This is a genomic window from Micromonospora wenchangensis (assembly GCF_002210435.1).
Lineage (GTDB): Bacteria > Actinomycetota > Actinomycetes > Mycobacteriales > Micromonosporaceae > Micromonospora > Micromonospora wenchangensis.
Genome location: NZ_MZMV01000038.1, coordinates 51,689 through 73,852, shown reverse-complemented (window position 1 = coordinate 73,852; position 22,164 = coordinate 51,689). Strand labels below are relative to the sequence as shown.

Genomic DNA, 22,164 nt, shown 5'->3' with positions numbered 1-22,164 from the left:
CCGGGCCGGGCGGGCGCGGGCCGGGACGCTCCGGCGCGGGCGCGGGCTCACGGCGGGCGACCGGCACGGGCGGGCCGGCCGGGATGCTGGCCCGGCTGCCCCGCAGCGCCCGGGGCTGGATCCTCGCCGGGGTGACCATCGCGGTGGGGGCGACGGCCGGCATCGGCACCACCGTCGCGATCAACGACGACGAGCACCGGGCCGCGCCGGGGCACACCGACGTGCCGGCCAGCAGCACCCCCTCGACCCGCCCGTACGGGCCGCCGGCCGGTGGTCAGGGCCGGCCGGGCCCGCCACCTGGCGCATCGGACCTCGCCCCGCCGCCGCTGCCGTGCCTGCGTCCCGACCCGGTCGGTACGAAGGTCACCGGCCGACCGGCGACCGTGGACGATGGTTTTCGTCCCCCCACCGGCTGGACCTGGTACGACGGCGCCGGTTACCGGCTCGCCGTCCCGATCGGCTGGCTGCGTGTCCAGGAGGGGCAGGTGGCCTGCTTCCGCGACCCGGGCAGCCGACGGACGCTGAGCGTGGAACCGCTGACCGGTGGCGGCGGGGCGCTGGAACGGCTCCAGGCCGAGGAACGCGCCCAGCTCGGCTTCGGTGCCCTGCCCGGGTACGACAAGATCAAGCTGGCGGCGTCCGACGGTGACGGCGCCCAGTGGGAGTGCCGCTGGGACACCCCGTTCGGCGGCCGGGAGCACGGGCTCCGGCTGATCCCCGGCCGGGACCTGTCCGGATACATCCTGAGCTGGTCGTCGGCGGACGAGGACTGGGACGACGCCACCGACGAGCTGGCGGTGGTCCGGCAGAGCTTCCGGGGCCGGTCGACCGAGCTGACCTCGCCCACCTGACCCGCCCCGGCCCGCCGGCCTGCGCCCCCGTCGGCGGCCGGCCCGCACGGGCCGGCCGCCCCGTACCGCGCCCACCGGATCCGCCGCCGGGAAACACCTCGGCCACCGTGGATATCCTGGTAGCGGGGGCAGCGAGGGGGAAACGTCGTGCACGAGCAGCGGGTCGCCGGGCGGTACCGGCTGCTCGGTCTGGTCGGCACCGGCGGGATGGGCCGGGTCTGGTTGGCCCGCGACGAGATGCTGCACCGGGACGTCGCGGTCAAGGAGGTCGTCCCGCCGCACTGGCTCGCCGCCCACGAACGCGAGGAGCTACGGCTGCGCACGTTGCGCGAGGCCCGCACCGCGGCCCGGCTCAACCACCCCAACGTGGTCCGGATCTACGACGTGGTGCACGACGGGGACAACCCCTGGATCGTGATGGAGTACGTCCCGTCCCGCTCGCTGCAACAGCTACTCACCACTGAGGGGCCGCTGGACCCGCACCGGGTCGCCCGGATCGGGTTGGCGGTGCTGGCCGCCCTGCGCGCCGCGCACGCCGCCGGGGTGCTGCACCGCGACGTCAAACCGCACAACGTCCTGGTCGCCGACGACGGCCGGGTGGTGCTCACCGACTTCGGACTGGCCACCTTCGACGGCGGCGACGGGGCGATGACCGGGCCGGGGATGGTGCTCGGCTCACCGCAGTTCGTCGCCCCCGAACGCGCCCGCGACGGGGTCTCCAACCCGCGTACCGACCTGTGGTCGCTGGGGGCCACCCTCTACGCGGCGGTGGAGGGGCAGTCGCCGTACGCGCGGGGCAGCGCGATGGCGACGTTGAGCGCGCTGGCCACCGAGCCGCCCGACCCGGCGCGTCGGGCCGGGGCGCTGCGCCCGGTGCTGGAGGGCCTGCTGCACCGCGAACCGGAACGACGGCTCACCGCCGCCGAGACACAGACCCGGCTGAGCGCCGCGCTCGCGGCGACGCCCACCACAGTGCAGGCGTCCACCCCGACCGCGCCGCCTCCCACGGTGGTGCCGGCCGGTGGGGACACCCCGCCGCTGCCGGCCGGTGCGCCGCGCCGGCGGCGGCAGCGGACCGTCCTGGTCGCGGTGGCCGTCGCGGGTGCGCTGCTGGCCGGGTTCGGGACGACGGCCGCGCTGCGGGGCGGCACCGGCCCGTCGTCGACACCGGGCGGTGGGGCCGGCACCGGGGCGGCCCGGCCGGGGGCCTTCCCGTGCGCCGCGCCCGCACCGGCCGACGCCGTCCCGGTCCGCTCCGCACCACCGCCGCCGGGTGAGCGCTTCGGCCTGGTCGCGGGCTGGACCTGGTACACCGACCCGGACGGCTTCCGGATCGCCGCCCCGGCCGGGTGGCTGCGCTACACCGACGGCCCGGTGACCTGCCTGCGCGAGCCCGGTGGCCCCCGGGTGCTCAGCGTCGCCCCCGGCGTCGCCCCGGCCGACCCGGTCGCCCACTGGCGGGCCGAGGAACGCCGGCTCACCGACGACGGTCGGCTCACCGGCTACCGGCGGGTGGACATCTCCGCGCTGGACATGTTCCGTGGTGGCGCGCTGTGGGAGTGCGAGTGGACCGGCCCGACCGGCGTCCGGCTGCACACCGCCCGGCTGCTGGTCCGGGTCGCCCCGCAGCGGGCCTACACCGTCTCATGGTTGACAGACCAGTTCGACTGGCAGGTCAACGCGACATACTTCCTGATGATCCGGCAGAGTTTCCGTCCTGCCGCGTGACATCCCTCCCCTGTGGACCGAACGGGTTGTTGCCCTGTCGGCGACGGTTCTGACACAGTGGCGTAGCGTTGTCGATCAAGAAAACGGGGAGGGGCGAGGCGACATGATGGGACCGTCCCACGCGCTGTCGGGCGCTGCGGTGTGGCTGACCGGGTCGTGGGCGCTGGACTACTTCGCCGACTACCACCAGTCCCCGCTCGCCCTGGCCGTCGGCACCGCCGTCTGCGCCGGTGGGGCGCTCTTTCCCGACCTCGACCTCTCCGGCAAGGTCACCCGCAACCAGGGCGGCGCGACGGTGGCCCGCACCTTCGGGGTGTTCTCGCTGTTCGTCGCCGAGGTGATGGAGAAGATCTCGCTCGGCGTCTACTACGCCACCAAGCTCAGCCGCGACCCGCGGCGCAACAACGGTCACCGCACCCTGACCCACACCATCCCGTTCACCGTGCTGGTCGGCTGGGGCACCACCACGCTGTGCACCGCGTACGGCAAGTGGGCGGTGGTGAGCATCCTGTTCTTCATGATCGGGCTGGCGCTGCGCGGGCTGTTCGACAAGTGGGCCGAGCGGGCCGGCTGGGTGATCGTCACCCTCGTCTCGGCCGCCGCCGCCTGGTTCACCTTCGCCAACCTGCCCGGTGACCGTGGCTACCCGATGATCGGGCTGGCCGTCGGGGTGGGCTGTTTCGTGCACATCCTCGGCGACATGATCACCAAGGCCGGGGTCCCGATCCTCTGGCCGATCCCGATCAAGCGCCGGATGTGGACGATGATCGGGCTGCCGAACAGCATCGCGTTGCGTACCGGCAGCAAGGCCGAGGTGGTGGTGCTGCGGACCGCGTTGACGGTGCTCTCCGTGCTCGCGGCCGTCGGCCTGGTCGCCCCGTCGGTGCTGCAACGGTTCAACATCGAGGTCTGACCGGCCGACGCCCCCGGGCGGTGGGCGCGAAACGACGGGACCAGCCGAACGTGGGACGGCCCGGGAGCGCTCCGCACGCCTACGATGCCTAGCATGTCGGCCGGCCCCGGGACCCGCCCCCTCGCCGGGTCCGGTCGGGGGCGGCTCCTCGCCGGCCTGCTGACGCTGCTGTCGTTGGCCCTCTTCGCGGGTGTGCTCTGGGACGCCGGGTACGCCCGGCTCTATCCGGCGGCACGCTTCCTGCACCGGCCGTTGCCCCTGCTCGGGCTCGCCACCCTGGCCGCGCTGGCGCTGGTGCTCGCCGGCTGGCTGGCCGCCCGGCAACCGCCCGCCACGACGGCGCTGCGCTCGGGCGCGCTCGGCTGCGCGGTGCTGCTCGGCGTGGGCACCGGCGCGTGGGGCATGTACCGCACCGGTTTCGCCTCGACCGTCGAGCGGGACTCCACGCTGGCCGTCTCCCCCGACGGCCGGTACGCGGTGGTCCGGCTGGACACCCGCGACTGGAAGGACCTGCCGCACACCGAGTTGCGGGTACGCGCCCGTGCCGGGCTGCTCAGCCACGACGCCGACCGGGAACTGGTCACCTGCCGCTACGAACGCCCCCGGGGGCGGATCGACGCCGAGTTCGTCGGCGAGCGGACGGTCCGGGTCTCGCTGGTCGACCGGCCGGCGGTCACCGTCGCCTTCGACGGGCGGCTGCGCCCCCGGCACACCGTCGACCTCTGCCGCCCACCCGACGGCTGACCACGCTCAGACGCCGACCCGTTGGGGTGGCACGGTGAGGCCGTAGAGCGCCATCAGCTCCGGGGTGTCCACCCGGTTGCCGTCGGCCACCGAGTCGCAGGCGATGTCGACGATCTGGTCCTTGTGCGCCAGCAGGTACGGTCGGGCGCCGATGTCGGCGCTGGCCAGGGTCGCGATGCCGGCCCAGTGCCGGCGGCCGAACAGCATCGGGTACCCGCGCAGCCCGTCGTAGGTGGCGCAGGCCAGCACGTCCGGGTACGGCAGCGCGGCCACCCGTCGGACCGCCTCCGCGGTGAGGCCGGGCATGTCGACAGGCACCACCACCACCGCCTCGACCCGTTCGTCGGCCAACGCGGCCAGGCCGGCGCGGATGGACGAGCCGACCCCGGCCCCCGATGCCCGGTTGACCACCACCGTGGCGGGACTCAGGTCGGCCGCCGCCCGGACCTCGTCGGCCGCCGCCCCCAGCACCACCACCAGTTGCTCACAGCCGGCCTCGATCATCGTGTCGATCATGCAGCTGACCAGCAGCCGGTCCCCCTGGCGCAGCAACGCCTCGGGGCTGCCGAGCCGACGCCCCCCACCCGCCGCGATGATCATTCCTGCGATACGCACACCGGGTGCAACGAGCCCCCGGGGGATGAGTGTCGGCACGAAACGGATATTTCACGCGTATACCCTGAACTATCCCGCCCACCCCGATCCCGCCCCGCCCCTCCCGGCTCACCCCCGCCCCACACCCGACCCGCCCGGCCCCCACCCCATCCCCACCCCTGATCCGCCCCGGTGATCAAGAGGTTCGCGTCAGATTCGCCCGCTCGCGGTGACGCAAATCTCTTGATCACGTGACGCAAAGCTCTTGATCACCGGGGGGCTCGCGCCGGGCGGGAAGGGGAAGACAGGGTGGGTCAGGCCTGGGCGTAGGTGGTCACGGTGGAGAGGTCGAGCGGGAAACGCACGGGGGTGGGGCCGAACAGCAGCGCCGAGGCGCGCGCTCCGGCGCGGCGGATCGCCTCGGCCACCGGGTCGGCCAGCTCGGCCGGGCAGTGCACGATCACCTCGTCGTGCTGGAAGAAGACCAGCTCCCCACCGACCCCGGCCAGCTCTGCCCGCAGCGAGGCGAGCAGCGTCGAGGCCCACTCGGCGGCGGTGGCCTGGATGACGAAGTTGCGGGTGAACCGGCCCCGCGAGCGGGCCGCCCGGGCCCGGGGCGAACGCGGGTCCGCCCCGGCGTCCGGGTCCACCGGGGCGTCGTCGGCGTCGCCGGACCCGACCGCACCCGGCGGGCAGGTCCGGCCCAGCCAGGACCGGACCAGGCCACCCGCCTCCCCGGTACGCGCCGCCGCCTCCAGATAGCCGAAGGCGGTCGGATAGCTGCGCTTGAGCACCGCCAGGGCCGGCAGCGCCCCGCCCCCGGTCTGCCCGTACATCGCGCCGAGCAGGGCGAGCTTGGCGCGGGCCCGGTCACCGCCGAAGGAGTCCTGGGCCAGCGCCGCGTAGAGGTCCCCGGCCGCCCCGGCGGTGGCCAGCCGGGCGTCACCGGAGACCGCGGCGAGCACCCGGGGCTCCAACTGACCGGCGTCGGCCACCACCAGCCGCCAGCCCGGATCGGCCACCACCGCCCGCCGGATCACCTTCGGGATCTGCAACGCACCACCACCGCGGGTGGCCCACCGGCCGGAGACCACCCCGGCGGGGACGTACTCCGGGCGGAACCGGCCGTCGGAGACCCACGCGTCCCGCCAGGCCCAGCCGTGCGCCGTCCAGATCCGGTACAGCTCCTTGTATTCGAGCACCAGCGGGACGGCCGGATGGTCGACGCCGCGCAACACCCAGGCCCGGGTGTTGGGCAGCTGCACGCCGACCCGGGCGAAGGCGCGCAGCAGCTCCGCCGAGGAGTCGACGTGCACCTGCCGGACGCCGAACGCCTCGGCCACCCGGGCCGCCAGCTCGGCCAACCGCCGCGGCGGCCCACCCATCGGGGACGCCTCACCCAGCAGCTCGGCGAGGATCTCGTCGTGCACGTCGGCGCGCCAGGGCAGCCCGACGGCGGCCATCTCCACCGCGATCAGCGCACCTGCCGACTCGGCGGCCACCAGCAGCCGGAACCGGCCGGGATGGGCGGTGGCGGCGACCCGGGCGAGCTGGTCGGCGTACACCCGGGTCAGGGCGTCGATGCCGGGGGCCGGCGGGCCGACGACGGCCTCGAAGAGCGCGGCCTGCCCGTGGCCCGGCGGCGCGACCGGCCGGGGCGGCGGGTCGGGTGGGACGGCGGCCCCGGTGAGCCGGGCGTACGCGGCGGCCAGCGAGCGGGGCTCACCCCACCGGCCGGCGTGGCCCAGCAGCAGCCCCTCGGTCAGCTCGATGTCGTGGCAGCGCTCGACCCGCACCCCGGCGCGCAGCAGGGTCGGGTAGAGCGTCGCACCGGACGCCCAGACCCAGCGGGGGTGCTCGGCCGCCTCGCGGGCGGCCACGGCGGCGGGCAGGTCGTCGACCGGCTCGACGGGCCCGGCCGGGCGACCGGCGGCGTCGAGGGGCTGGAGGACGCCACCGCCCCGCTCCCCCGCCGCCACCGCCAGCACCGCCACGGCCCGATTGTGCCCCGCCCCTGTGACACCCCGGCCCGGATCACCCGTCGGGGCCGCCGCGGGTCACCGGCGGGATGGCGGGGTGCGGCGACCCCGCCATCCCGACCGGTCACTTGACCGCGCCGGAGGTCAGGCCGGACTGGATCTGCCGCTGGAAGATCGCGTACACGATGATCATCGGAAGGATGGCGATGGTCAGGGCGGCGAACAGGCCGGACCAGTCGGCCTCGTAGCCGGCATTGACCGAGATGTCGGCGATGCCCTGGGTGAGCACCCACTTGTCCTTGGCGTTGGAGAGCAGCACCAGGGGCAACTGGTACTGCGCCCACTGCCCGATGATGTTGAAGATCGCCACGCTGATCAGGCCCGGCTTCGCCATCGGCAGCATCACCTGGAAGAACAGCCGGGTGTGCGAGCAGCCGTCGATCATGCCGGCCTCGGCCACCGAGTTCGGCAGCGTCCGGAAGAACGCGGCCAGGAAGAAGATGGTGAACGGCAGCGAGTAGGCGATGTAGACCAGGATCACGCCGGTGTGGGTGTCCAGCAGGCCCAGGTTGCGGACCACGAAGAACAGCGGCACCAGCGCCAGGAAGACCGGGAAGGCCAACCCGGAGACGAACAGGTAGTAGATCGCCCGGTTGCCCCGGAACTTGTACCGGGCCAGCACGTACGCGGCCATCGAACCCAGCAGCATGGTGCCGAAGGTGCTGCACGACACCACGAAGACGCTGTTGAGGAAGTAGCGGCCGACGTGCGCCTTGGTCCAGGCCCGGCCGAAGTTCTCCCAGCGCAGCTCCGCCGGCAACGTCCACGGGCTGCTGAAGATCTCGCTGGTGTTCTTGAACGCGGCCAGGAACGTCCAGAGGATCGGCACGATGACGATCACCGCCCAGACGGCGAGCGCCACCTGACCGAGCCCGCTGAACAGTCGTACCTCGTGGTGCTCGCCCCGGCCCCTGCGGGTGCGGGCGGCGGGCCGGCCGGGCGGGGTGTCCGCCGCGGCCGGCGGCAGCGTCGTCTGTGCGGCCATCTCAGTACTCCACGCTTTCCCGCTTGGTCAACCGCAGCGTCAGCGCCGCGAACGTGAGGGTGAGGAAGAACAGCGCCACACCCATCGCCGAGGCGTAGCCGTACTTCGAGTAGACGAAGGCGTTGCGGTAGATCTCCACCGCCAGCACCGTCGTCGCGCCGTCCGGGCCGCCGCTGTCCACCGAGAGCACCGCGACGATGGCGAACGCGTCGAACGCGGCGATGCCGAGGTAGACCCAGGCCACCTGGAGGGTGTCCCAGAGCAGCGGCAGGGTGACCCGGAAGAACAGCATCACCTTGCTCGCCCCGTCCATCTCGGCCGCCTCGTAGATCTCCCCCGGGATGGAGGCCATCCCGGCCGAGAAGAGCACCACGTAGAAGCCGACGGCCTGCCAGACCAGCACCGCGATGATCGACCACAGGGCCAGGTTCGGCCGGATCAGGAACAGCACCGGGTCCAGCCCGAGCTTCATCAGCACGCCGTTGATCAGGCCGGACTCGTTGGGCCGGTACACCATCTGGAACAGCACCGCGATGATGGCCACCGCCAGGACCTGGGGGAAGAAGAACACCACCCGGTAGAACTTCGACCCCCGGACCCCCTGCCGCTGGCCGCCCACGCTGCGCCCGCCCACGTTGAGCAGGAAGGCGAAGAACAACGCGATGGCGATCGTGATCAGCGGCAGGGCAAGCAGCAGTACGCCGTGGTGCTGGACCGCCTGCCAGAAGCGCCCGTCGTCGAGCAGCCGCCGGTAGTTGTCGAAGCCCACCCACTGCGGGGCGGACAGCCCCCGCCAGTTGGTCATCGAGATCTGGAACGCCTGCGCGTACGGTGCGATGACGAAGACCACGTACAGCGTGACCGGGGCGAACAGGAACCCGATCACGAACGGATACTTGCCGTGCCGCATGATCCCGCTTCTCCGATCGGTCAGCGCGTGAACTTGGCGACGGAGCTGTCCTTCTTGATGGCGTCGGCCCGCTTCTGGATCCGCTCCACGAAGGCGTCGGCCTTGATCCGGCCGAACATCAGCTCGTTGGTGGCGGTCCGCGCCTCGGTGTCCAGCTCCTTGTACCAGCCGTCGAAGTACAGGTTGAACACGTCCTTGCCGGCGGCGGCGAGGGCGGCCTGGGAGCTGGCCACGCCGGGCGGGAAGGCGAAGCCGGCGCTGCCGGCGGTGACCACGGTCGGGGCCTTGACCACCTCGGTGAAGCCCTTCGCCCCGGCGACCGAGAGCATCTGGCGCATGTACTCCAGACCACCACGCGGGTTCTTGCTCTTGGCCGAGACGAAGTAGCCCTCACCGGCGGTGGCCCGTACGGCGGTCGCCGGCAGCTTGTCCGAGCCGGTGAGGCTCGGCACCGGCATGAGCTGGTACTCGAAGCCGGCCGGGGTGTCCTTCTTCTGCTCACCCTCCAGCCAGTCGCCGCTGGGGTAGAGGGCCAGCTTGTACTGGTTCTGCCGCAGCTGCACGTCGGTGTGCTTGAGCCCCTCGAAGCTCTTGTCGACGTACTTCGCGCCGATCTCCTCCCACGCCTGCGCCGCCTGCTTGACGGCGTCCTGCTGCCAGGCGCCGTCCTCCAGGTTGTCGATGTTCTTGAGCACGTCGGTGCCGCCGATCTTCGCGGCGTGGGTCAGGATCACGTTCCACTGGTAGTAGGCCGCGTTCGCCCCGGCGTAGCCGTACGGGGTGATGCCCTTGGACTTGATGCCGTCGAGCAGGGCGGTGAACTCCGACCAGGTCTTCGCCGGGGCCCAGCCGTTCTCCTTGAACAGCTTGCCCGAGTACCAGATGCCGAAGACCGTGGAGACGTAGTACAGCACGTACGGCTTGCCGTTGAACGAGCCCGCCTCGACCGTGCCGGGCACGACGGTGTCGCGGACCTTCTTGTTCGGGTCGTCGACCGACGGGGCGTCCCACAGCTCGGTGAGGTCCATCAGCTGCCCGTCGGCCACCAGCGACCCGAAGTCGATCAGCTTCTCGCCGGAGTTGTTCACGAACTCCGGCGGGTTGCCCGAGGCGAACCGGGGCTGGAGCACGGTGGAGACCGCCTGGGTGGACTGGTGCTTGATCTCCGCCTTGGGGAACGCCTTCTTGTACAGCGGCTCGTGCACGTCGGTGGCGTACTTCTCGCCGTAGCCGCCGTTGAAGATGACCACCTCCAGCGGGGCGTCCTCGGCGACCCCCAGCGGGTTGGCGGCGCTCTTGGTGCCCTCCTCGGCCTTGGTGGTGGTCTCGTCGGAGCCGCTGGTGGCGCAGGCGCCCAGCAGGCTGACCACCGGCGTGGCGAGCAGGCCCGCCGCGGCGGTCCGGCCCAGCAGGGTGCGCCGGCTCAGCGCGGCGGGGGTCTCGGGGGTATTCGACATCGTCGTCTCTCCTTGGGTGTCCGGGTCAGGCGGTGCGCCGGAGACGCCCGGCGTACCGCGACTCGAGGGCGAGGTTGTGCGCGTCCCCACCGGGGACGTTGGCGGAGAGGTAGATAGGGGGTACCTCTCCGGCCTGGTGGAACCGTCGGACGACCTCCGCGGTCACCAGTTGCGCCAGCAGCGCGGAGGTGACCGAGGAGACCGCACAGACCGCGCCGCCGCCCTCCAGCGGCAGCAGTGCGTCGCCGTACGGCGCGCCGTTGTCCAGCACGACGTCGGCGAGTTCGGCGAGTCGACGCCCGGACGGGTGGCGGGGTGCGACCCGTGCGGTGTGCGCGACCGAGGTGACCGCGATGAGCGGATGGCCGTGCCCGGTGACCAGCGTCGCCAGCTCGACCACCGAGCCGTTGATGCCGGACTGCGAGGCGATCAGGAAGACGTCGGCCGGCTGCGGCCGGGCCAGCGGGTAGAGCTGGTGGGCCACGGCCGGGTCGCGTTCCAGCTTGGGGTCGGTGAGCACGTCGCGCGGGGCGTCGCCGTGCAGCACCAGGTCGTGCAGGCCGATCCGGTTGGTGGGGACCAGGCCGCCGGCGCGGGCCACCAGCTCGGCGGCGAACGCCTCGGAGTGGCCGGCCCCGAACGCCTGGAGCACCCCGCCGGCCCGCAGGCTGGCCGCGATCAGGTCGGCGGCCCGGCCGATCGCCTCGGCCTGGGTGTCGAGCAGCCGGTCGAGGACGGGCCGGACGGCCCGCGCGTACCCCTGGGCACTGATCATGAGGTGGTCCCCTTCGCGGCCTTGTGCCCCTGCACGGCCTGGGCGGTACGCCGGAAGGCCGCGTGGGCGCGGTCGTGGGTGCGCTGCGCCACGGCGATGTAGAGCAGGTCGAGCACGACGAGTTGGGGGTGCCGGGCGGACAGCGCGTCCGGCCGGAAGGTGGTGGCCTGGCTGGCGGTGAGCAGGACGATGTCGGCCAGTTCGGCGAGCGGCGAGCGCGGGAACCCGGTCAGCGCCACGGTGCTGGCCCCCCGGCTGCCCGCCTCGGCGAGCATCTCGATGGTCTCCCGGGTCTGCCCGGTGTGCGAGATGCCCAGCGCCACGTCGCCGGGGCCGAGCAGCGCGGCGCTGGCCAGCCCCTCGTGCACGTCGCTCCAGGCCCACGCGGCGACCCCGATGCGGTGCAGGCTGAACTGCATCTCCTCGCCGACCAGCGCGCTGCCGCTGGCCCCGAAGATGTTGACCCGGGCGGCGCCGGCGATGGCGACGGCGGCCCGTTCGACCTCGGCGAGGTCGAGCAGGGTGGCGGTGTCGTGCATGGCCCGGGTGTCGGCGGCCATGATCTGGTCGAGCACCCGTTCCAGCGGGTCGCCGGGCTGGATCTCCCGCCCGATGTCGACGGTCCAGCCGGCCGAGCGGGCCCGGCCGGTCTCGGAGGCGATGCCCAGGCGCAGGTCGGCGTAGCCGTCGAAGCCCATCGCCCGGCAGAACCGGGTGATGGTCGCCGGTGAGGTGCCGCTGCGCTCGGCCAACTCGACGATGGTGGCGCGGGCCGCTGCCTCCGGGTCGGCGAGCACCTGCTCGGCGACCCGGCGCAACGCTCCCGTCAGCTCGCCCGCGCCGGCTCGGACCCTGGCCAGCACCCCGTCCGCGCCGCGCCGGTCGACGGGCTCGGCATCGACCACCGCGGTCGCCGCGGTGGTGTCCGTCTCGAGCTCGGCCATCGACACGCCTTTCGGAAAAGAGTGTTAACTGTTAGTGGTAAAAGTTCTTACTGAAGGCCCCTTCCTGTCAAGACCATGGGCGAAGTTTTCAAACTGTTACCTGCCGCACGGCCCGCCGCCGGCCCCCGCTCTTGCCCTGCGGCACCGCACCGACCAGCATGGACACCCCCACACCAGCGCACCCCGGGGAGGCCCGCGAGGATGTCCGGCACCGTCGTGCTCGGCCTCGACGTCGGGGGTACGTCCACCCGGGCCACCGCCCTGACCCTCACCGGCGAACGCCTCGGCACCGGCCGGGCCGGCGGCGGCAACCCCACCAGCCACGGTGCCGAACGGGCCGCCGCCGAGCTGTCGACCGCGCTGCGGGAGGCGCTGCGCGACGTCGACCCGACCCGGGTCCGCGCCGGGGCGATCGGGCTGGCCGGGGCCGGCCGGTTGCGCGCCGACCCGGCCGGCCGGGCCGCCTTCGACCGGGCCTGGTCGGACGCCGGCCTGCGCTGCCCGTACACGGTGCACAGCGACGCCCTCGTCGGGTACGCCTCCGGCACCGCCGCAGCCGACGGCACGATCCTGATCGCCGGGACCGGGGCGATCGCCGCCCAGGTGTGCCGGTGGCGACTGGACCGGGTCGCCGACGGGCACGGCTGGCTGCTCGGCGACGCCGGCTCCGGGTTCTGGCTGGGCCGGGAGGCGGTCCGGCGTCTGCTCGCCGACCTGGACGCGGCCCGGACGCCGGGGCCACTGGGCCGCCGGGTGCTCGCCACCCTGCTGGGGGACGATCAGGTCGCCGACCGGCCCCGGGAGACCGTGGACGCGGTGGTGCAGGCGGTCACCCGCCGGCCGGCGGTGGAGCTGGCCCGGCTCGCCCCGCTGGTGGTCGTCGCCGCCGCCGAGACCGAACCGGTCGCCGTCACGCTGATCGAGCGGGCCGCCGGGCTGCTGGCCGACAGCGTCGCGCGGATCCGACCGGCCGGCGCGGTGGACCCGGTGGTCCTCGGCGGCGGCCTGCTCACCGGTGGCACCCCACTGGCCGTCGCCGTCACCGCGGAACTGGCCCGGCGGTGGCCGGTCGCGCCCCTGCGTCCGGCCGGCGACGGCGCCTCCGCGGCGGCCTGGCTCGCCGCCCGCGACCTGCCGGGGATCACCGATCCAGCGGCTCTTCACCCGCTGTTCGTGCCGGACCCGCCCGTCGACGGGAAGGGTGTCGATCTCGACTCTTCCCAGGGTCGCTCGTGACCGAATTCCGTCGATGCCGCCGACCGGTCGGGGCTTTCACCGGGACGCCTCCGGCCGCGGTTGGCGCGATGGCGAACATCGATGGATAGGGCGATTGCCACCTGCGCACCGGCGACCCGGTGAGTACGCGACATCACGTCCAGGCCCACCCCCGCCCCGGAGTCGCGACGGATCGTGTGCTAGGTTAAACAGGTTGCAGTTTTGATTTCCGTAGACGTTTCCGGGCGCCTGATGGGTTATCTAAAACCCATCCGGGCGCTTTTCGTTTTTCGTGTCGTTTCGATGCGGGTTATCAACTCGGCGGCTAAGGGTCCGCGCAGTGCGGTCTCTCCACAGCCTGCAGAGGAGCAGACATGACTACAGGTACCGTGAAGTGGTTCAACGCCGACAAGGGCTTCGGCTTCATCAGCCCCGACGACGGCGGTGCCGACGTGTTCGCCCACTTCTCCGCGATCTCGGCGAGCGGCTTCCGCAGCCTCGACGAGAACCAGAAGGTGGAGTTCGACATCACCCAGGGCCAGAAGGGCCCGCAGGCGGAGAACATCCGCCCGATCTGATCCACACTCCACGCACGGCGGCCCGACTGGTTCAGCGGGCCGCCGTTCGGCGTTTCCATCGCTCACCACGGCGACCGCGGCTGAGCGACCAGGGCCGCCCGGCCAGGCGTGGGCCGACGCAGACCCCTCCCGCTACGCGCCACGTTCCACCGCGCCGCCGCCCTGACGGTCGGGGCACAAACGGCCCTGGTCCCGATGGAGCACAGCCCGACGCCCCGGCTCCTGATGACCGCAGCCGGGGGCCGAGATGCGCAGCGTTCACCCTGAAAGGCTGATGACTTTGACGACGACCTACTCGGGTCCGGCCAGGCTGATCCTGGCCGGCGGCGCACGCATATCCGGCATGGCTTCCCTCAGCACCAACCAACGCGGTGGACTCAACGGCTGGGGTGGCACCTTCCGGCCGGACGAGATCACGACGGACCTTCGCAACGCCGTCGAGGGACTGCAGTTGGAACTGCCCTACGATCGCGTCGGAACGGTCGCCGTCACCGGCTTACGCAAGCTACTCGCCACGCAGGTGTTGATGTCGCTGGCAGGCCGCGGACCCGCACCATTCTGACCGTACGTCCGCACGGCCCCGCTACCAGACACGGTCACCCGTGCCTGCTGGGTGTGCCGTGGCTGCTCAGGTCTGGGTGGGGAAGCCGAGGTTCACCCCGCCGTGGCGCGGGTCGGGCCAGCGGCTGGTGACCACCTTGCCCCGGGTGAAGAACCGCACCCCGTCCTCGCCGTGGGCGTGCAGGTCGCCGAAGAGGGACGCCTTCCACCCACCGAACGAGTAGTACGCCATCGGCACCGGGATCGGCACGTTGATGCCCACCATGCCCACCTCCACCTCGTGCTGGAAGCGCCGGGCCGCCCCGCCGTCGTTGGTGAAGACCGCCGTGCCGTTGCCGTACGGGTTGGCGTTGACCAGGGCCACCGCCGCGTCGTACGAGTCGACCCGGACGACACCGAGCACCGGGCCGAAGATCTCGTCGGTGTAGACCGACATGTCCGGGGTGACCCGGTCGAACAGCGTCGGACCCAGCCAGAACCCGTTCGGGTCCCCGTCCGGGACGACGTCCCGACCGTCCACCACCGGCACCGCACCCGCCGCCACCCCGGCCTCGACGTACCCCCGCACGCGCGCCAGGTGCGCGGCGGTCACCAGCGGCCCCATGTCGCAACCGCGCCGCCCGTCGCCGGTACGCAGCCCGGCCATCCGCGCCGCGATCCGCGCCACCAGGGCGTCGGCGACCGGCTCCACCGCCACCAGCGCGGAGATCGCCATGCACCGCTCGCCCGCCGAGCCGAACCCGGCGTTGACCGCCGCGTCGGCGGCCAGGTCCAGATCGGCGTCCGGGAGCACCACCAGGTGGTTCTTCGCCCCGCCGAGGGCCTGCACCCGCTTGCCGGTGAGCGTCGCGCGCCGGTGCACGTGCCTGGCGACCGGGGTGGAGCCGACGAACGACACCGCCCGCACGTCGGGGTGGTCCAGCAGCGCGTCGACCGCCTCGGCGTCGCCGTTGACCACGTTGAGCACCCCGGCCGGCAGGCCCGCCTCGACGAACCACTCGGCCAGCAGCAGCGCGGCACCCGGGTCCTTCTCGCTCGGCTTGAGCACCACCGTGTTGCCGCAGGCCACCGCGATCGGCACGAACCACAGCGGCACCATCACCGGGAAGTTGAACGGCGAGATCACCGCCACCACCCCCAGCGGCTGCCGCAGGCTGTACGAGTCGACCCCGGTGGAGACGTTCTCGCTGAACCGTCCGCGCAGCGCCGAGGCGATGCCGCAGGCGTACTCGACCACCTCGAGGCCGCGCTGCACCTCGCCGGCGGCATCGGCGAGCACCTTGCCGTGCTCGGCGGTGATCACCTCGGCGAGCCGGTCCCGGCGGGCGTGGACCAGCTCCCGGAACGCGAACAGCACCGCCGTGCGCCGGGCCAGCGAGGCGTCCCGCCAGCTCCGGGCGGCCCGCCCGGCGGCCTCGACCGCCACCGCGACGTCCGCCGCGCCGGCCAGCGCCACGAGGCCGGTACGCCTACCGGTCGCCGGGTCGAAGACGTCCCCGTGCCGGCCGGACGTCCCGTCGATCCGCTCACCGTCGACGAAGTGCCCGATCCGGGCAGCGTCCACCGTGGGCGCGGCCTGCGGGCCGGGTGACGCCCGCCGGGTCGCCCCGGTCACCGTGCCGCCTCCGCCGCCACCGTCGACCGGATCGCCTCGACCAGGATCGCCAGCCCCTCGCGGGCCTCGGCCTCGGTGAGGGTCAACGGTGGACCCATCCGCACCACGTTGCCGTACAGGCCGCCCTTGCCGACCAGCAGGCCGCCGGCCCGGCACGCCTCGACGACCCGGGCGGTCAGCGCCGGATCGGGTTCCGTGCCACCCGGCTGGACGAACTCCACGGCGAGCATCAGCCCCCGGCCCCGGATCTCGGCCACCCCGTCGAGGTCGGCGACCGCGGCGCGCAGGCCGTCGACGAGGATCGCGCCCACCCGGGCCGCGTTGGCCTGCAGGTCGTGGTCCCGCAGGTAGTCCAGGACGGCGTTGCCGGCGGCGGTGGCGAGCGGGTTCCCGCCGAACGTGGAGAAACTGACCGCCGGCACCGACTCCATGATCTCGGCCCGGCCGACCACCCCGGCCAGGGCGAAACCGTTGCCGATGCCCTTGGCGAAGGTGAGCAGGTCCGGGGTGACCCCGTGCGCCTGGTAGCCCCAGAAGTGCGCGCCGGTACGCCCCCAACCGGTCTGCACCTCGTCGGAGATCAGCAGGATGCCGTGCTCGTCGAGCACCTTGCGCCAGCCGGCGAACAACCCGTCGGGCGGGGCGACGAAACCGCCGACGCCCTGCACCGGTTCGGCGATCAGGCACGCCACGTCACCGCTGGTCTGGGTGGCGAGCACCTCGCGCAGGTCCTCCACGGCGGCGTCGATCCGGTCGTCGGCGGGCAGCCGGGCGAGCAGCCCGCGCAGCCGTTCCCCGGAGTGCAGCCAGGCCACCTGGAGCGGGCTGTGCGCGCTGGCCGTCCAGCCCCGGTTGCCGGTGACGGCCATCGCCGCGTACGACCGGCCGTGGTAGGAGTTGCGGACGGCGAGGATCTGGTGCGAGCGGCGGTAGCTGGTGGCGGCCAGCAGCGCCGCCTCGTTCGCCTCGGTGCCGGAGTTGGTGAAGAAGACCCGGGCGTCCGGGATGCCGGCCACCTGGATGATCTTCTCGGCCAGCTCCACCTGCTGCCGGATCAGGTAGAGGGTGGAGGTGTGCACCAGGCCGGTGTCCAGTTGACGCTGCACCGCCTCGCGGATCTCGGGAATGTCGTAGCCGATCATGTTGGTCAGCACGCCACCGAAGAAGTCCAGGTAGCTGCGGCCCCGGGCGTCGGTCACCCGACGGCCGGACCCGGCGACCAGCTCGATCGGCTCGGCGTAGTAGAGCGGCATCCAGGACGGGAGCACGGCCCGGTGTCGGGCCAGCAGGTCGTCGGCGGTCATCGGCACACCCTTCCGCGGCGGCGGTTCGCGTGCCCCGCACGCTGCCACCCCGGCCCGCCGCCGACAACTGCCACTGTGTAGCCCGGTGGCCGACCACGCTGACACCACGGTCAGCCGGCGGTGTCCCGGATCGCCTCGGCGAACACCTCGGAACGGTGCTCGAAGTTGCGGAACCGGCCGTAGCTGGGCGCCGCCGGGGACAACAGCACCACCCCGTCGGCCGGGGTCACCGCCCGCGACAGCCGGACCGCGTCCGCCAGATCGTCCACCACCTCGGTACGCACCTTCGGCAGCCCGGCCAGCGCCGCCACGATCCGGGGACCGCTGTCGGGGATCCCGATCACGGTCAGCTCCCGCTCGGCCAGGTGGGTGGCCAGCGGCGTGTAGTCCAACCCCCGGTCGGTGCCCCCGACGATCACCGTCAACGGCCGCCCGTCGTACGCGTCGATCGCGTGCATCGCCGCGTACGGGCTGGTGGCGAGCGTGTCGTCGACGAAGGTCAGGCCGGACGGGTCGACGATCTCGGTGAGCCGGTGGGCCAGCCCGTGGAACCCGGCGACCGCCACCGCCAGGGTGTCCTTGTGGGCGACGACGTCCACGCCGACCGCGTCGAGCACGGCGAGCGCCACGCAGAGGTTGCCCGCGTTGTGCCGGCCGACAAGCGGCAGCACCCCCCTGGCGAACAGCGGCTGGTCGCCGAGGTGGAACCAGTCCGTGCCGTCCGGGCCGGTGGCGACGTGCACGGTGTCGGGCAGCCCGGCGCGCACCACCGCCCGGTCACCCAGCTCCAGGGCGAGGCGCGGGTCGTTGCCGTTGACCACCACCGTGCGCGGGCCGTACGCGATCAGGTTCAGCTTGTCGCGGTAGTACTCGGCCTCACCGCCGTGCGCGTCCAGGTGTTCCGGGAACAGCGCGGTGACCACCGCGACCCGGGGCGAGTCGGCCAGGTCGCTGCACTGGTAGCTGGACAGCTCCAGCACGTACAGCTCGGCCTCGGGCAGGTCGAGGGTGGGCACGCCGATGTTGCCGCCCAGCACGTTGGGCCGGTCCACCGCCGCGAGCAGGTGGCTGATCAGGCTGGAGGTGGTCGACTTGCCCTTGCTGCCGGTGACCCCGATCGTCCGGTCGGCGTGGTCGGCCATCCACAGGGCGGTGCCCTGGGTCACGGTCACCCCCTGCGCCCGCAGCTCGACCAGCCACGGGTGGGTGTTGGGCACCCCCGGCGACCGGACCACGACCTCGGCGGCGGCCAGCCGGGCGAACCCCTCCTCCCCGGTGACCAGCGGCGCGGCCTCGGCGAGCGGACCCTCCCAGGCCACGCTGAGGAAGTTCGCGCTGTCGTCGACGGCGACCAGGTCGGCCGGGCCGTGCGCGGCGATGGCGGTCACGGCGGCGCGGCCCTCCCGGCCGGCCCCCCAGACGGCGACGGTACGGCCGCGCAGATCGGACAGGCGCACGAACTCTCCCTGAGGTGTCGACGGTGGGGCCCGGTCCGCTCCCGGCACAGCGGACCCGGCCGGACGAACCAGGGCCTAGTATGGCGTGTGCCCAACGAGCAGCTCCGGCGGATGGACGCCTTCACCTTCCCGTCGTACGCGTTCGACCCCGCCACCGGCGCGGCGTCGTTCGACTACGCCCTGACCGGCCCCGACGGCGAGCAGCGGTTCACCGAGGTGATCACGCTGCCGGTGCCGGCCACGCCGCCGTCGGCGCAGACGCTGGCCACCCTGGGCCGGGTCCTGGAACTGCTGCACGTGGTCGCCGGGGTCAGCTACTACAAGGCCGCCGCCCCGCCGCGCCTGGTGCTGCCGACGCCGCTGGGCGGGGCCGCCGCCGCGCTGGTCACCGCCGTCTACACCAAGGGTCTCGCCGAGTACGCCTACCGCAACCAGCTCCCGCACGTGCTGGAGCTGCGCCCCGAGGTGCCGGCCGGCGAGGTCCCGCCACCCCGGGTGTACGACGACTCCGACCGGCGACCGCTGTCGGCCGTCGGCGGGGGCAAGGACTCCATCGTCAGCCTGGAGGCGCTGCGCCGGGGCGGCTTCGACCCGGTGCCGTTCTCGGTCAACCCCAACCACGTGATCGTCGCGGTCAACGAGGCGTCCGGGCTGCCGGCGCTGGCCGCCCGGCGACGGCTCGACCCGGTGCTGTTCGACCTGAACGCCGCCGGGGCGCGCAACGGGCACATCCCGGTCACCGCGATCAACTCGCTGATCGCGGTCGCCACCGCCGTGCTGCACGGGCTCGGGCCGGTGGTGATGTCCAACGAGCGGTCCGCGTCCGACCCGAACCTGATCTGGAACGGTCACGAGATCAACCACCAGTGGTCCAAGGGGGTCGAGGCCGAGGGGCTGCTGCGGGCGGCGCTGGCCGGGCACGCGGGGCTCACCGAGCCGTACTTCTCGTTGCTGCGCCCGCTGTCGGAGCTGCACATCGCCCGGCTGTTCGCCACCATCGACCGGTACGACGCGGTGGTCACCAGCTGCAACGCCGCGTTCAAGCTGCGTGACGCCAGCGCCCGCTGGTGCCGCGACTGCCCGAAGTGCCGGTTCGTATTCCTCGCCATGGCCCCGTTCATGCCCCGGGAGCGGGTGGTCGGCATCTTCGGCGGCGACCTGCTGGCCGACGAGACGCAGATCCCCGGCTACCGGGAACTGCTCGGCGTGGACGGGCACAAGCCGTTCGAGTGCGTCGGCGAGGTGGAGGAGTCGGTGGTGGCGTTGAGCCTGCTGGCCGCCCAGGACCAGTGGCGCGACGCCCCGGTGGTCCGTGCCCTGGTCGACGCGGTCCCCGCCGCCGCCTGGTCGACGGCGGCCACCTCCGACGTCTTCACCCCCGCCGGCCCCCACCACGTCCCCGCCGCCTACGCCAAGGCCCTGGACACCCTGACCTGACCCACTCCCCCGCCGGCCCCACCCGTCTCCCGCCACCTCACCCGGCCCCCATCTCCCCGGTGATCAAGAGGTTCGCGTCACTGGGACGGCGACATCTGACGCCAACCTCTTGATCACGGTCGACGGGCGGGCCGCGCGGGCGATGATCAAGAGGTTGGCGTCACCCGGGCTACGAAATCTGACGCATTTCTCTTGATCACCGGGCACAGGCCAGGCGGGCACAGGCCAGGCGGGCGCGGGTCGGGCGGGGACAGGCCGGAGGGGTGGCGGGGCGGGGAGGCCCGTCAGGGGGTGCGGATGGCGTCGAGGGCCAGCAGGGCGACGTGCAGGGAGAGGCAGGCTTCGACCGAGTCGAGGTCCACGCCGAGGATCCGGCCGATCCGGGCCAGCCGTTCGTAGAAGGCCGGTCGGGACAGGTGCGCGGCGACCGCCCCGGCCGACTTGTTGCGGCCCTGCTCCAGGTACGCGCGCAGGGTGCCGAGCAGTTGCTCCCGGGGATGCTGGGCGTCGTGGGCCAACAGCGCGCCCAGTTCCCGTTCGACGAAGGTCTGCAACCGGGGCTCGTCGCGTAACAGGTGCAGCAGGCCGGCCAGCCCGACGTGCGGCAGCCGGAAGACCGGCAGGTCACGGCTGTCCCGGCGGGCGGCCTCGGCGACCTGGCGGGCCTCGACCAGCGACCGGCGCACCTCCCGTGGGCTCGCCACCCCGGACCCGGCGGCGATGAGCACCCGCGCCGGCTGGTCGCCATGGCGGCGGCGCAGCGCGGCGGCGAACGCGGCCAGCGCGCGGTCCTCGGCGGCGGCCTCCGGCAGGGCCAGCAGGACCCCCACCGCCTGGTCGTCGACGGGACTGGTCAGCCCGGTCAGTTTCGCCTCCCGGAGCGCCTGGCCGACCGCCTCGGCGAGGTCACGCAGCCGGGCCGGGCCGGCCTCGGCGGCGTCGGCCGGGCCGCCCTCACCCGGTGCGCCGGATTCGGCCGGGGTGTCGCGGCGGAGCCGGACCATGACGCCGACCAGGTGCCGACGCTCCAGGGGCACCCCCAGCGCCCGCGCCCGCAATGCGATCTCGTCCACCGGGCGGGAGTGGTCGAGCAGGGCGGTGAGCAGCGTGTGGTGCAGTTGCCGTTCCAGCCCCTCGGCGTCGCGGCGGATCAGCCGGCCCAGCGCCAGGGTCGAGGCGGCCCGCTCCACCAGGATGGTCAGCCGGTTGGGTGGCGTGCCGACGGGCCGGCCGTCGCCGAGGCCCGCCCGCGCCGGCCAGCGCAGCAGCAGCCGACCCCAGTCCTGGCCGCGCGCGCCGACGGTCGTGACCAGCCAGCCGCTGTCGCTGTCGTACGCGGTGCGCCCGGCGGGGCGCAGCCGTCGGGAGTGCTGCTCCCAGCCGTCGAGCAGCAGTTCGGCGTTCTCCCCCGCCGGGTCGTAGGCGAGCACCTGCCGGGACAGGTTCTCCAGCACCACCGGGCAGCCGGCCAGCGCGGCGGCCTGCCGGACCACCTCGGCGGCCCCGGCGCCCTCGACGGACAGTTCGGTGAAGCGTTGGTGGATCTCCTCGGCGGCCCGCAGCTCGTGCAGTTGGGCGTCGACGATCAGGGCGTGCACCGCCTCGGTGATCCGTACGAACGGGGTGGCCCGGCGCAGCTCGACCAGGGGCAGCCCACGCCGGGCGGCGGCCACGGCCATCACCCGGGGCACCTCGGTCGGGTAGCGGCGGCCCAGTTCGACCACGAGCCCGGAGACGCCCACCGCGGCGAGGTCGCCGATGAAGGCGCGCAGTCCGGCGTCGTCGGCGGGCAGGCCGATGCCGGTGGTGAGCACGAGTTCGCCCCCGCCGAGCAGGGTGGCGATGTCGGGCACCTCCGCCACGTGCACCCAACGCACCGGACGGTCCAGGCCGGTCTCCCCGGCGACCAACCGGGGGGCCCCGTGGCGGACCGGGTCCAGCGCGAGCACCTCACGGACGGTAGGGAACACGGGCGACACGCTACCCTCGGTGACCCCTGGTTCCGCCATCCACCGTCTGTCGCCGGCCGGGGCGGTGACCCCGTCCCGGCCGGTGAC

General features: G+C 73.4%; 18 protein-coding genes and 1 pseudogene. 8 read left to right on the top strand and 11 right to left on the bottom strand.

What is annotated here, in order from left to right; all coding sequences use genetic code 11:
* From B5D80_RS33440 to B5D80_RS21335, 4 genes and pseudogenes are all read left to right on the top strand, one after another.
* Nucleotides 1-851 (top strand): annotated as a pseudogene (locus tag B5D80_RS33440) (hypothetical protein); the annotation flags it as partial.
* Between the two features lie 147 nt (nucleotides 852-998).
* Nucleotides 999-2,579: a serine/threonine-protein kinase gene (locus tag B5D80_RS21345; protein ID WP_245854841.1), complete on the top strand. Its 1,581-nt coding sequence runs from the start codon at nucleotides 999-1,001 to the stop codon at nucleotides 2,577-2,579.
* Nucleotides 2,580-2,682: 103 nt separating this feature from the next.
* Nucleotides 2,683-3,492 carry a metal-dependent hydrolase gene (locus B5D80_RS21340; protein WP_088645687.1) on the top strand — a complete coding sequence of 270 codons (810 nt, stop codon included), beginning with the start codon at nucleotides 2,683-2,685 and terminating at the stop codon, nucleotides 3,490-3,492.
* 93 nt (nucleotides 3,493-3,585) lie between these two features.
* Nucleotides 3,586-4,236, top strand: coding sequence for a hypothetical protein (locus tag B5D80_RS21335; RefSeq protein ID WP_088645686.1), 651 nt, complete (start codon nucleotides 3,586-3,588; stop codon nucleotides 4,234-4,236).
* 6 nt (nucleotides 4,237-4,242) lie between these two features.
* Here the strand turns inward: B5D80_RS21335 and B5D80_RS21330 are convergent, their stop codons facing one another.
* From B5D80_RS21330 to B5D80_RS21300, 7 genes are all read right to left on the bottom strand, one after another.
* Nucleotides 4,243-4,836, bottom strand: coding sequence for a nucleotidyltransferase family protein (locus B5D80_RS21330; RefSeq protein ID WP_088645685.1), 594 nt, complete (start codon nucleotides 4,834-4,836; stop codon nucleotides 4,243-4,245).
* 308 nt (nucleotides 4,837-5,144) lie between these two features.
* Entirely contained in the window at nucleotides 5,145-6,824 is a 1,680-nt protein-coding gene (locus tag B5D80_RS21325; RefSeq protein WP_088645684.1) for a bifunctional 3'-5' exonuclease/DNA polymerase, read from the bottom strand.
* A gap of 109 nt (nucleotides 6,825-6,933) precedes the next feature.
* On the bottom strand, nucleotides 6,934-7,854 hold the full coding sequence (locus tag B5D80_RS21320) for a carbohydrate ABC transporter permease (RefSeq protein ID WP_088645683.1): 921 nt from the start codon (nucleotides 7,852-7,854) through the stop codon (nucleotides 6,934-6,936).
* A 1-nt stretch (nucleotide 7,855) separates the two neighbouring features.
* Nucleotides 7,856-8,764 (bottom strand): carbohydrate ABC transporter permease, encoded by a 909-nt coding sequence (locus B5D80_RS21315; protein WP_088645682.1) that lies wholly within the window; start codon nucleotides 8,762-8,764, stop codon nucleotides 7,856-7,858.
* Nucleotides 8,765-8,784: 20 nt separating this feature from the next.
* A complete protein-coding gene (gene ngcE / locus B5D80_RS21310) occupies nucleotides 8,785-10,221 on the bottom strand; it encodes an N-acetylglucosamine/diacetylchitobiose ABC transporter substrate-binding protein (protein ID WP_088645681.1) in 1,437 nt (478 codons plus the stop codon).
* A gap of 25 nt (nucleotides 10,222-10,246) precedes the next feature.
* Nucleotides 10,247-10,996: a sugar isomerase domain-containing protein gene (locus B5D80_RS21305; protein WP_088645680.1), complete on the bottom strand. Its 750-nt coding sequence runs from the start codon at nucleotides 10,994-10,996 to the stop codon at nucleotides 10,247-10,249.
* Nucleotides 10,993-11,940: a MurR/RpiR family transcriptional regulator gene (locus B5D80_RS21300; RefSeq protein WP_088645694.1), complete on the bottom strand. Its 948-nt coding sequence runs from the start codon at nucleotides 11,938-11,940 to the stop codon at nucleotides 10,993-10,995. The genes B5D80_RS21305 and B5D80_RS21300 overlap by 4 nt, the downstream gene beginning before the upstream one ends.
* A 201-nt stretch (nucleotides 11,941-12,141) precedes the next feature.
* On the opposite strand from B5D80_RS21300, the gene B5D80_RS21295 reads away from it, so the two are divergent.
* The 3 genes from B5D80_RS21295 to B5D80_RS21285 all read left to right on the top strand — a co-directional run bounded on the left by B5D80_RS21295 (nucleotide 12,142) and on the right by B5D80_RS21285 (nucleotide 14,295).
* On the top strand, nucleotides 12,142-13,176 hold the full coding sequence (locus B5D80_RS21295; protein ID WP_088645679.1) for an N-acetylglucosamine kinase: 1,035 nt from the start codon (nucleotides 12,142-12,144) through the stop codon (nucleotides 13,174-13,176).
* A gap of 353 nt (nucleotides 13,177-13,529) precedes the next feature.
* Complete coding sequence (gene cspE / locus B5D80_RS21290; protein ID WP_088645678.1) at nucleotides 13,530-13,733, top strand: transcription antiterminator/RNA stability regulator CspE; 204 nt, start codon at nucleotides 13,530-13,532, stop codon at nucleotides 13,731-13,733.
* 274 nt (nucleotides 13,734-14,007) lie between these two features.
* A complete protein-coding gene (locus tag B5D80_RS21285) occupies nucleotides 14,008-14,295 on the top strand; it encodes a hypothetical protein (protein WP_088645693.1) in 288 nt (95 codons plus the stop codon).
* A 66-nt stretch (nucleotides 14,296-14,361) separates the two neighbouring features.
* On the opposite strand, the gene B5D80_RS21280 is transcribed toward B5D80_RS21285, so the two are convergent.
* From B5D80_RS21280 to murD, 3 genes are all read right to left on the bottom strand, one after another.
* Entirely contained in the window at nucleotides 14,362-15,843 is a 1,482-nt protein-coding gene (locus tag B5D80_RS21280) for a CoA-acylating methylmalonate-semialdehyde dehydrogenase (RefSeq protein ID WP_425437227.1), read from the bottom strand.
* Nucleotides 15,844-15,905: 62 nt separating this feature from the next.
* Complete coding sequence (locus B5D80_RS21275) at nucleotides 15,906-17,213, bottom strand: aspartate aminotransferase family protein (RefSeq protein ID WP_088645677.1); 1,308 nt, start codon at nucleotides 17,211-17,213, stop codon at nucleotides 15,906-15,908.
* A gap of 110 nt (nucleotides 17,214-17,323) precedes the next feature.
* Complete coding sequence (gene murD / locus B5D80_RS21270) at nucleotides 17,324-18,670, bottom strand: UDP-N-acetylmuramoyl-L-alanine--D-glutamate ligase (RefSeq protein WP_088645676.1); 1,347 nt, start codon at nucleotides 18,668-18,670, stop codon at nucleotides 17,324-17,326.
* A gap of 87 nt (nucleotides 18,671-18,757) precedes the next feature.
* Here murD and B5D80_RS21265 point away from each other — a divergent pair, with 87 nt between their 5' ends.
* Complete coding sequence (locus B5D80_RS21265) at nucleotides 18,758-20,107, top strand: MurL-like N-terminal domain-containing (protein ID WP_088645675.1); 1,350 nt, start codon at nucleotides 18,758-18,760, stop codon at nucleotides 20,105-20,107.
* 284 nt (nucleotides 20,108-20,391) lie between these two features.
* Here the strand turns inward: B5D80_RS21265 and B5D80_RS21260 are convergent, their stop codons facing one another.
* Nucleotides 20,392-22,077: a PucR family transcriptional regulator gene (locus tag B5D80_RS21260; protein ID WP_450000817.1), complete on the bottom strand. Its 1,686-nt coding sequence runs from the start codon at nucleotides 22,075-22,077 to the stop codon at nucleotides 20,392-20,394.
* Nucleotides 22,078-22,164: the final 87 nt, after the last annotated feature.

What these genes read in the sequence shown, in the direction of transcription:
- B5D80_RS21340 (WP_088645687.1), top strand. Translation starts at nt 2,683, where the DNA reads ATGATGGGACCGTCCCACGCGCTGTCGGGCGCTGCGGTGTGGCTGACC.
- B5D80_RS21335 (WP_088645686.1), top strand. Translation starts at nt 3,586, where the DNA reads ATGTCGGCCGGCCCCGGGACCCGCCCCCTCGCCGGGTCCGGTCGGGGG.
- B5D80_RS21330 (WP_088645685.1), bottom strand. Translation starts at nt 4,836, where the DNA reads ATGATCATCGCGGCGGGTGGGGGGCGTCGGCTCGGCAGCCCCGAGGCG.
- B5D80_RS21320 (WP_088645683.1), bottom strand. Translation starts at nt 7,854, where the DNA reads ATGGCCGCACAGACGACGCTGCCGCCGGCCGCGGCGGACACCCCGCCC.
- B5D80_RS21315 (WP_088645682.1), bottom strand. Translation starts at nt 8,764, where the DNA reads ATGCGGCACGGCAAGTATCCGTTCGTGATCGGGTTCCTGTTCGCCCCG.
- ngcE (WP_088645681.1), bottom strand. Translation starts at nt 10,221, where the DNA reads ATGTCGAATACCCCCGAGACCCCCGCCGCGCTGAGCCGGCGCACCCTG.
- B5D80_RS21305 (WP_088645680.1), bottom strand. Translation starts at nt 10,996, where the DNA reads ATGATCAGTGCCCAGGGGTACGCGCGGGCCGTCCGGCCCGTCCTCGAC.
- B5D80_RS21300 (WP_088645694.1), bottom strand. Translation starts at nt 11,940, where the DNA reads ATGGCCGAGCTCGAGACGGACACCACCGCGGCGACCGCGGTGGTCGAT.
- B5D80_RS21295 (WP_088645679.1), top strand. Translation starts at nt 12,142, where the DNA reads ATGTCCGGCACCGTCGTGCTCGGCCTCGACGTCGGGGGTACGTCCACC.
- cspE (WP_088645678.1), top strand. Translation starts at nt 13,530, where the DNA reads ATGACTACAGGTACCGTGAAGTGGTTCAACGCCGACAAGGGCTTCGGC.
- B5D80_RS21285 (WP_088645693.1), top strand. Translation starts at nt 14,008, where the DNA reads ATGACTTTGACGACGACCTACTCGGGTCCGGCCAGGCTGATCCTGGCC.
- B5D80_RS21275 (WP_088645677.1), bottom strand. Translation starts at nt 17,213, where the DNA reads ATGACCGCCGACGACCTGCTGGCCCGACACCGGGCCGTGCTCCCGTCC.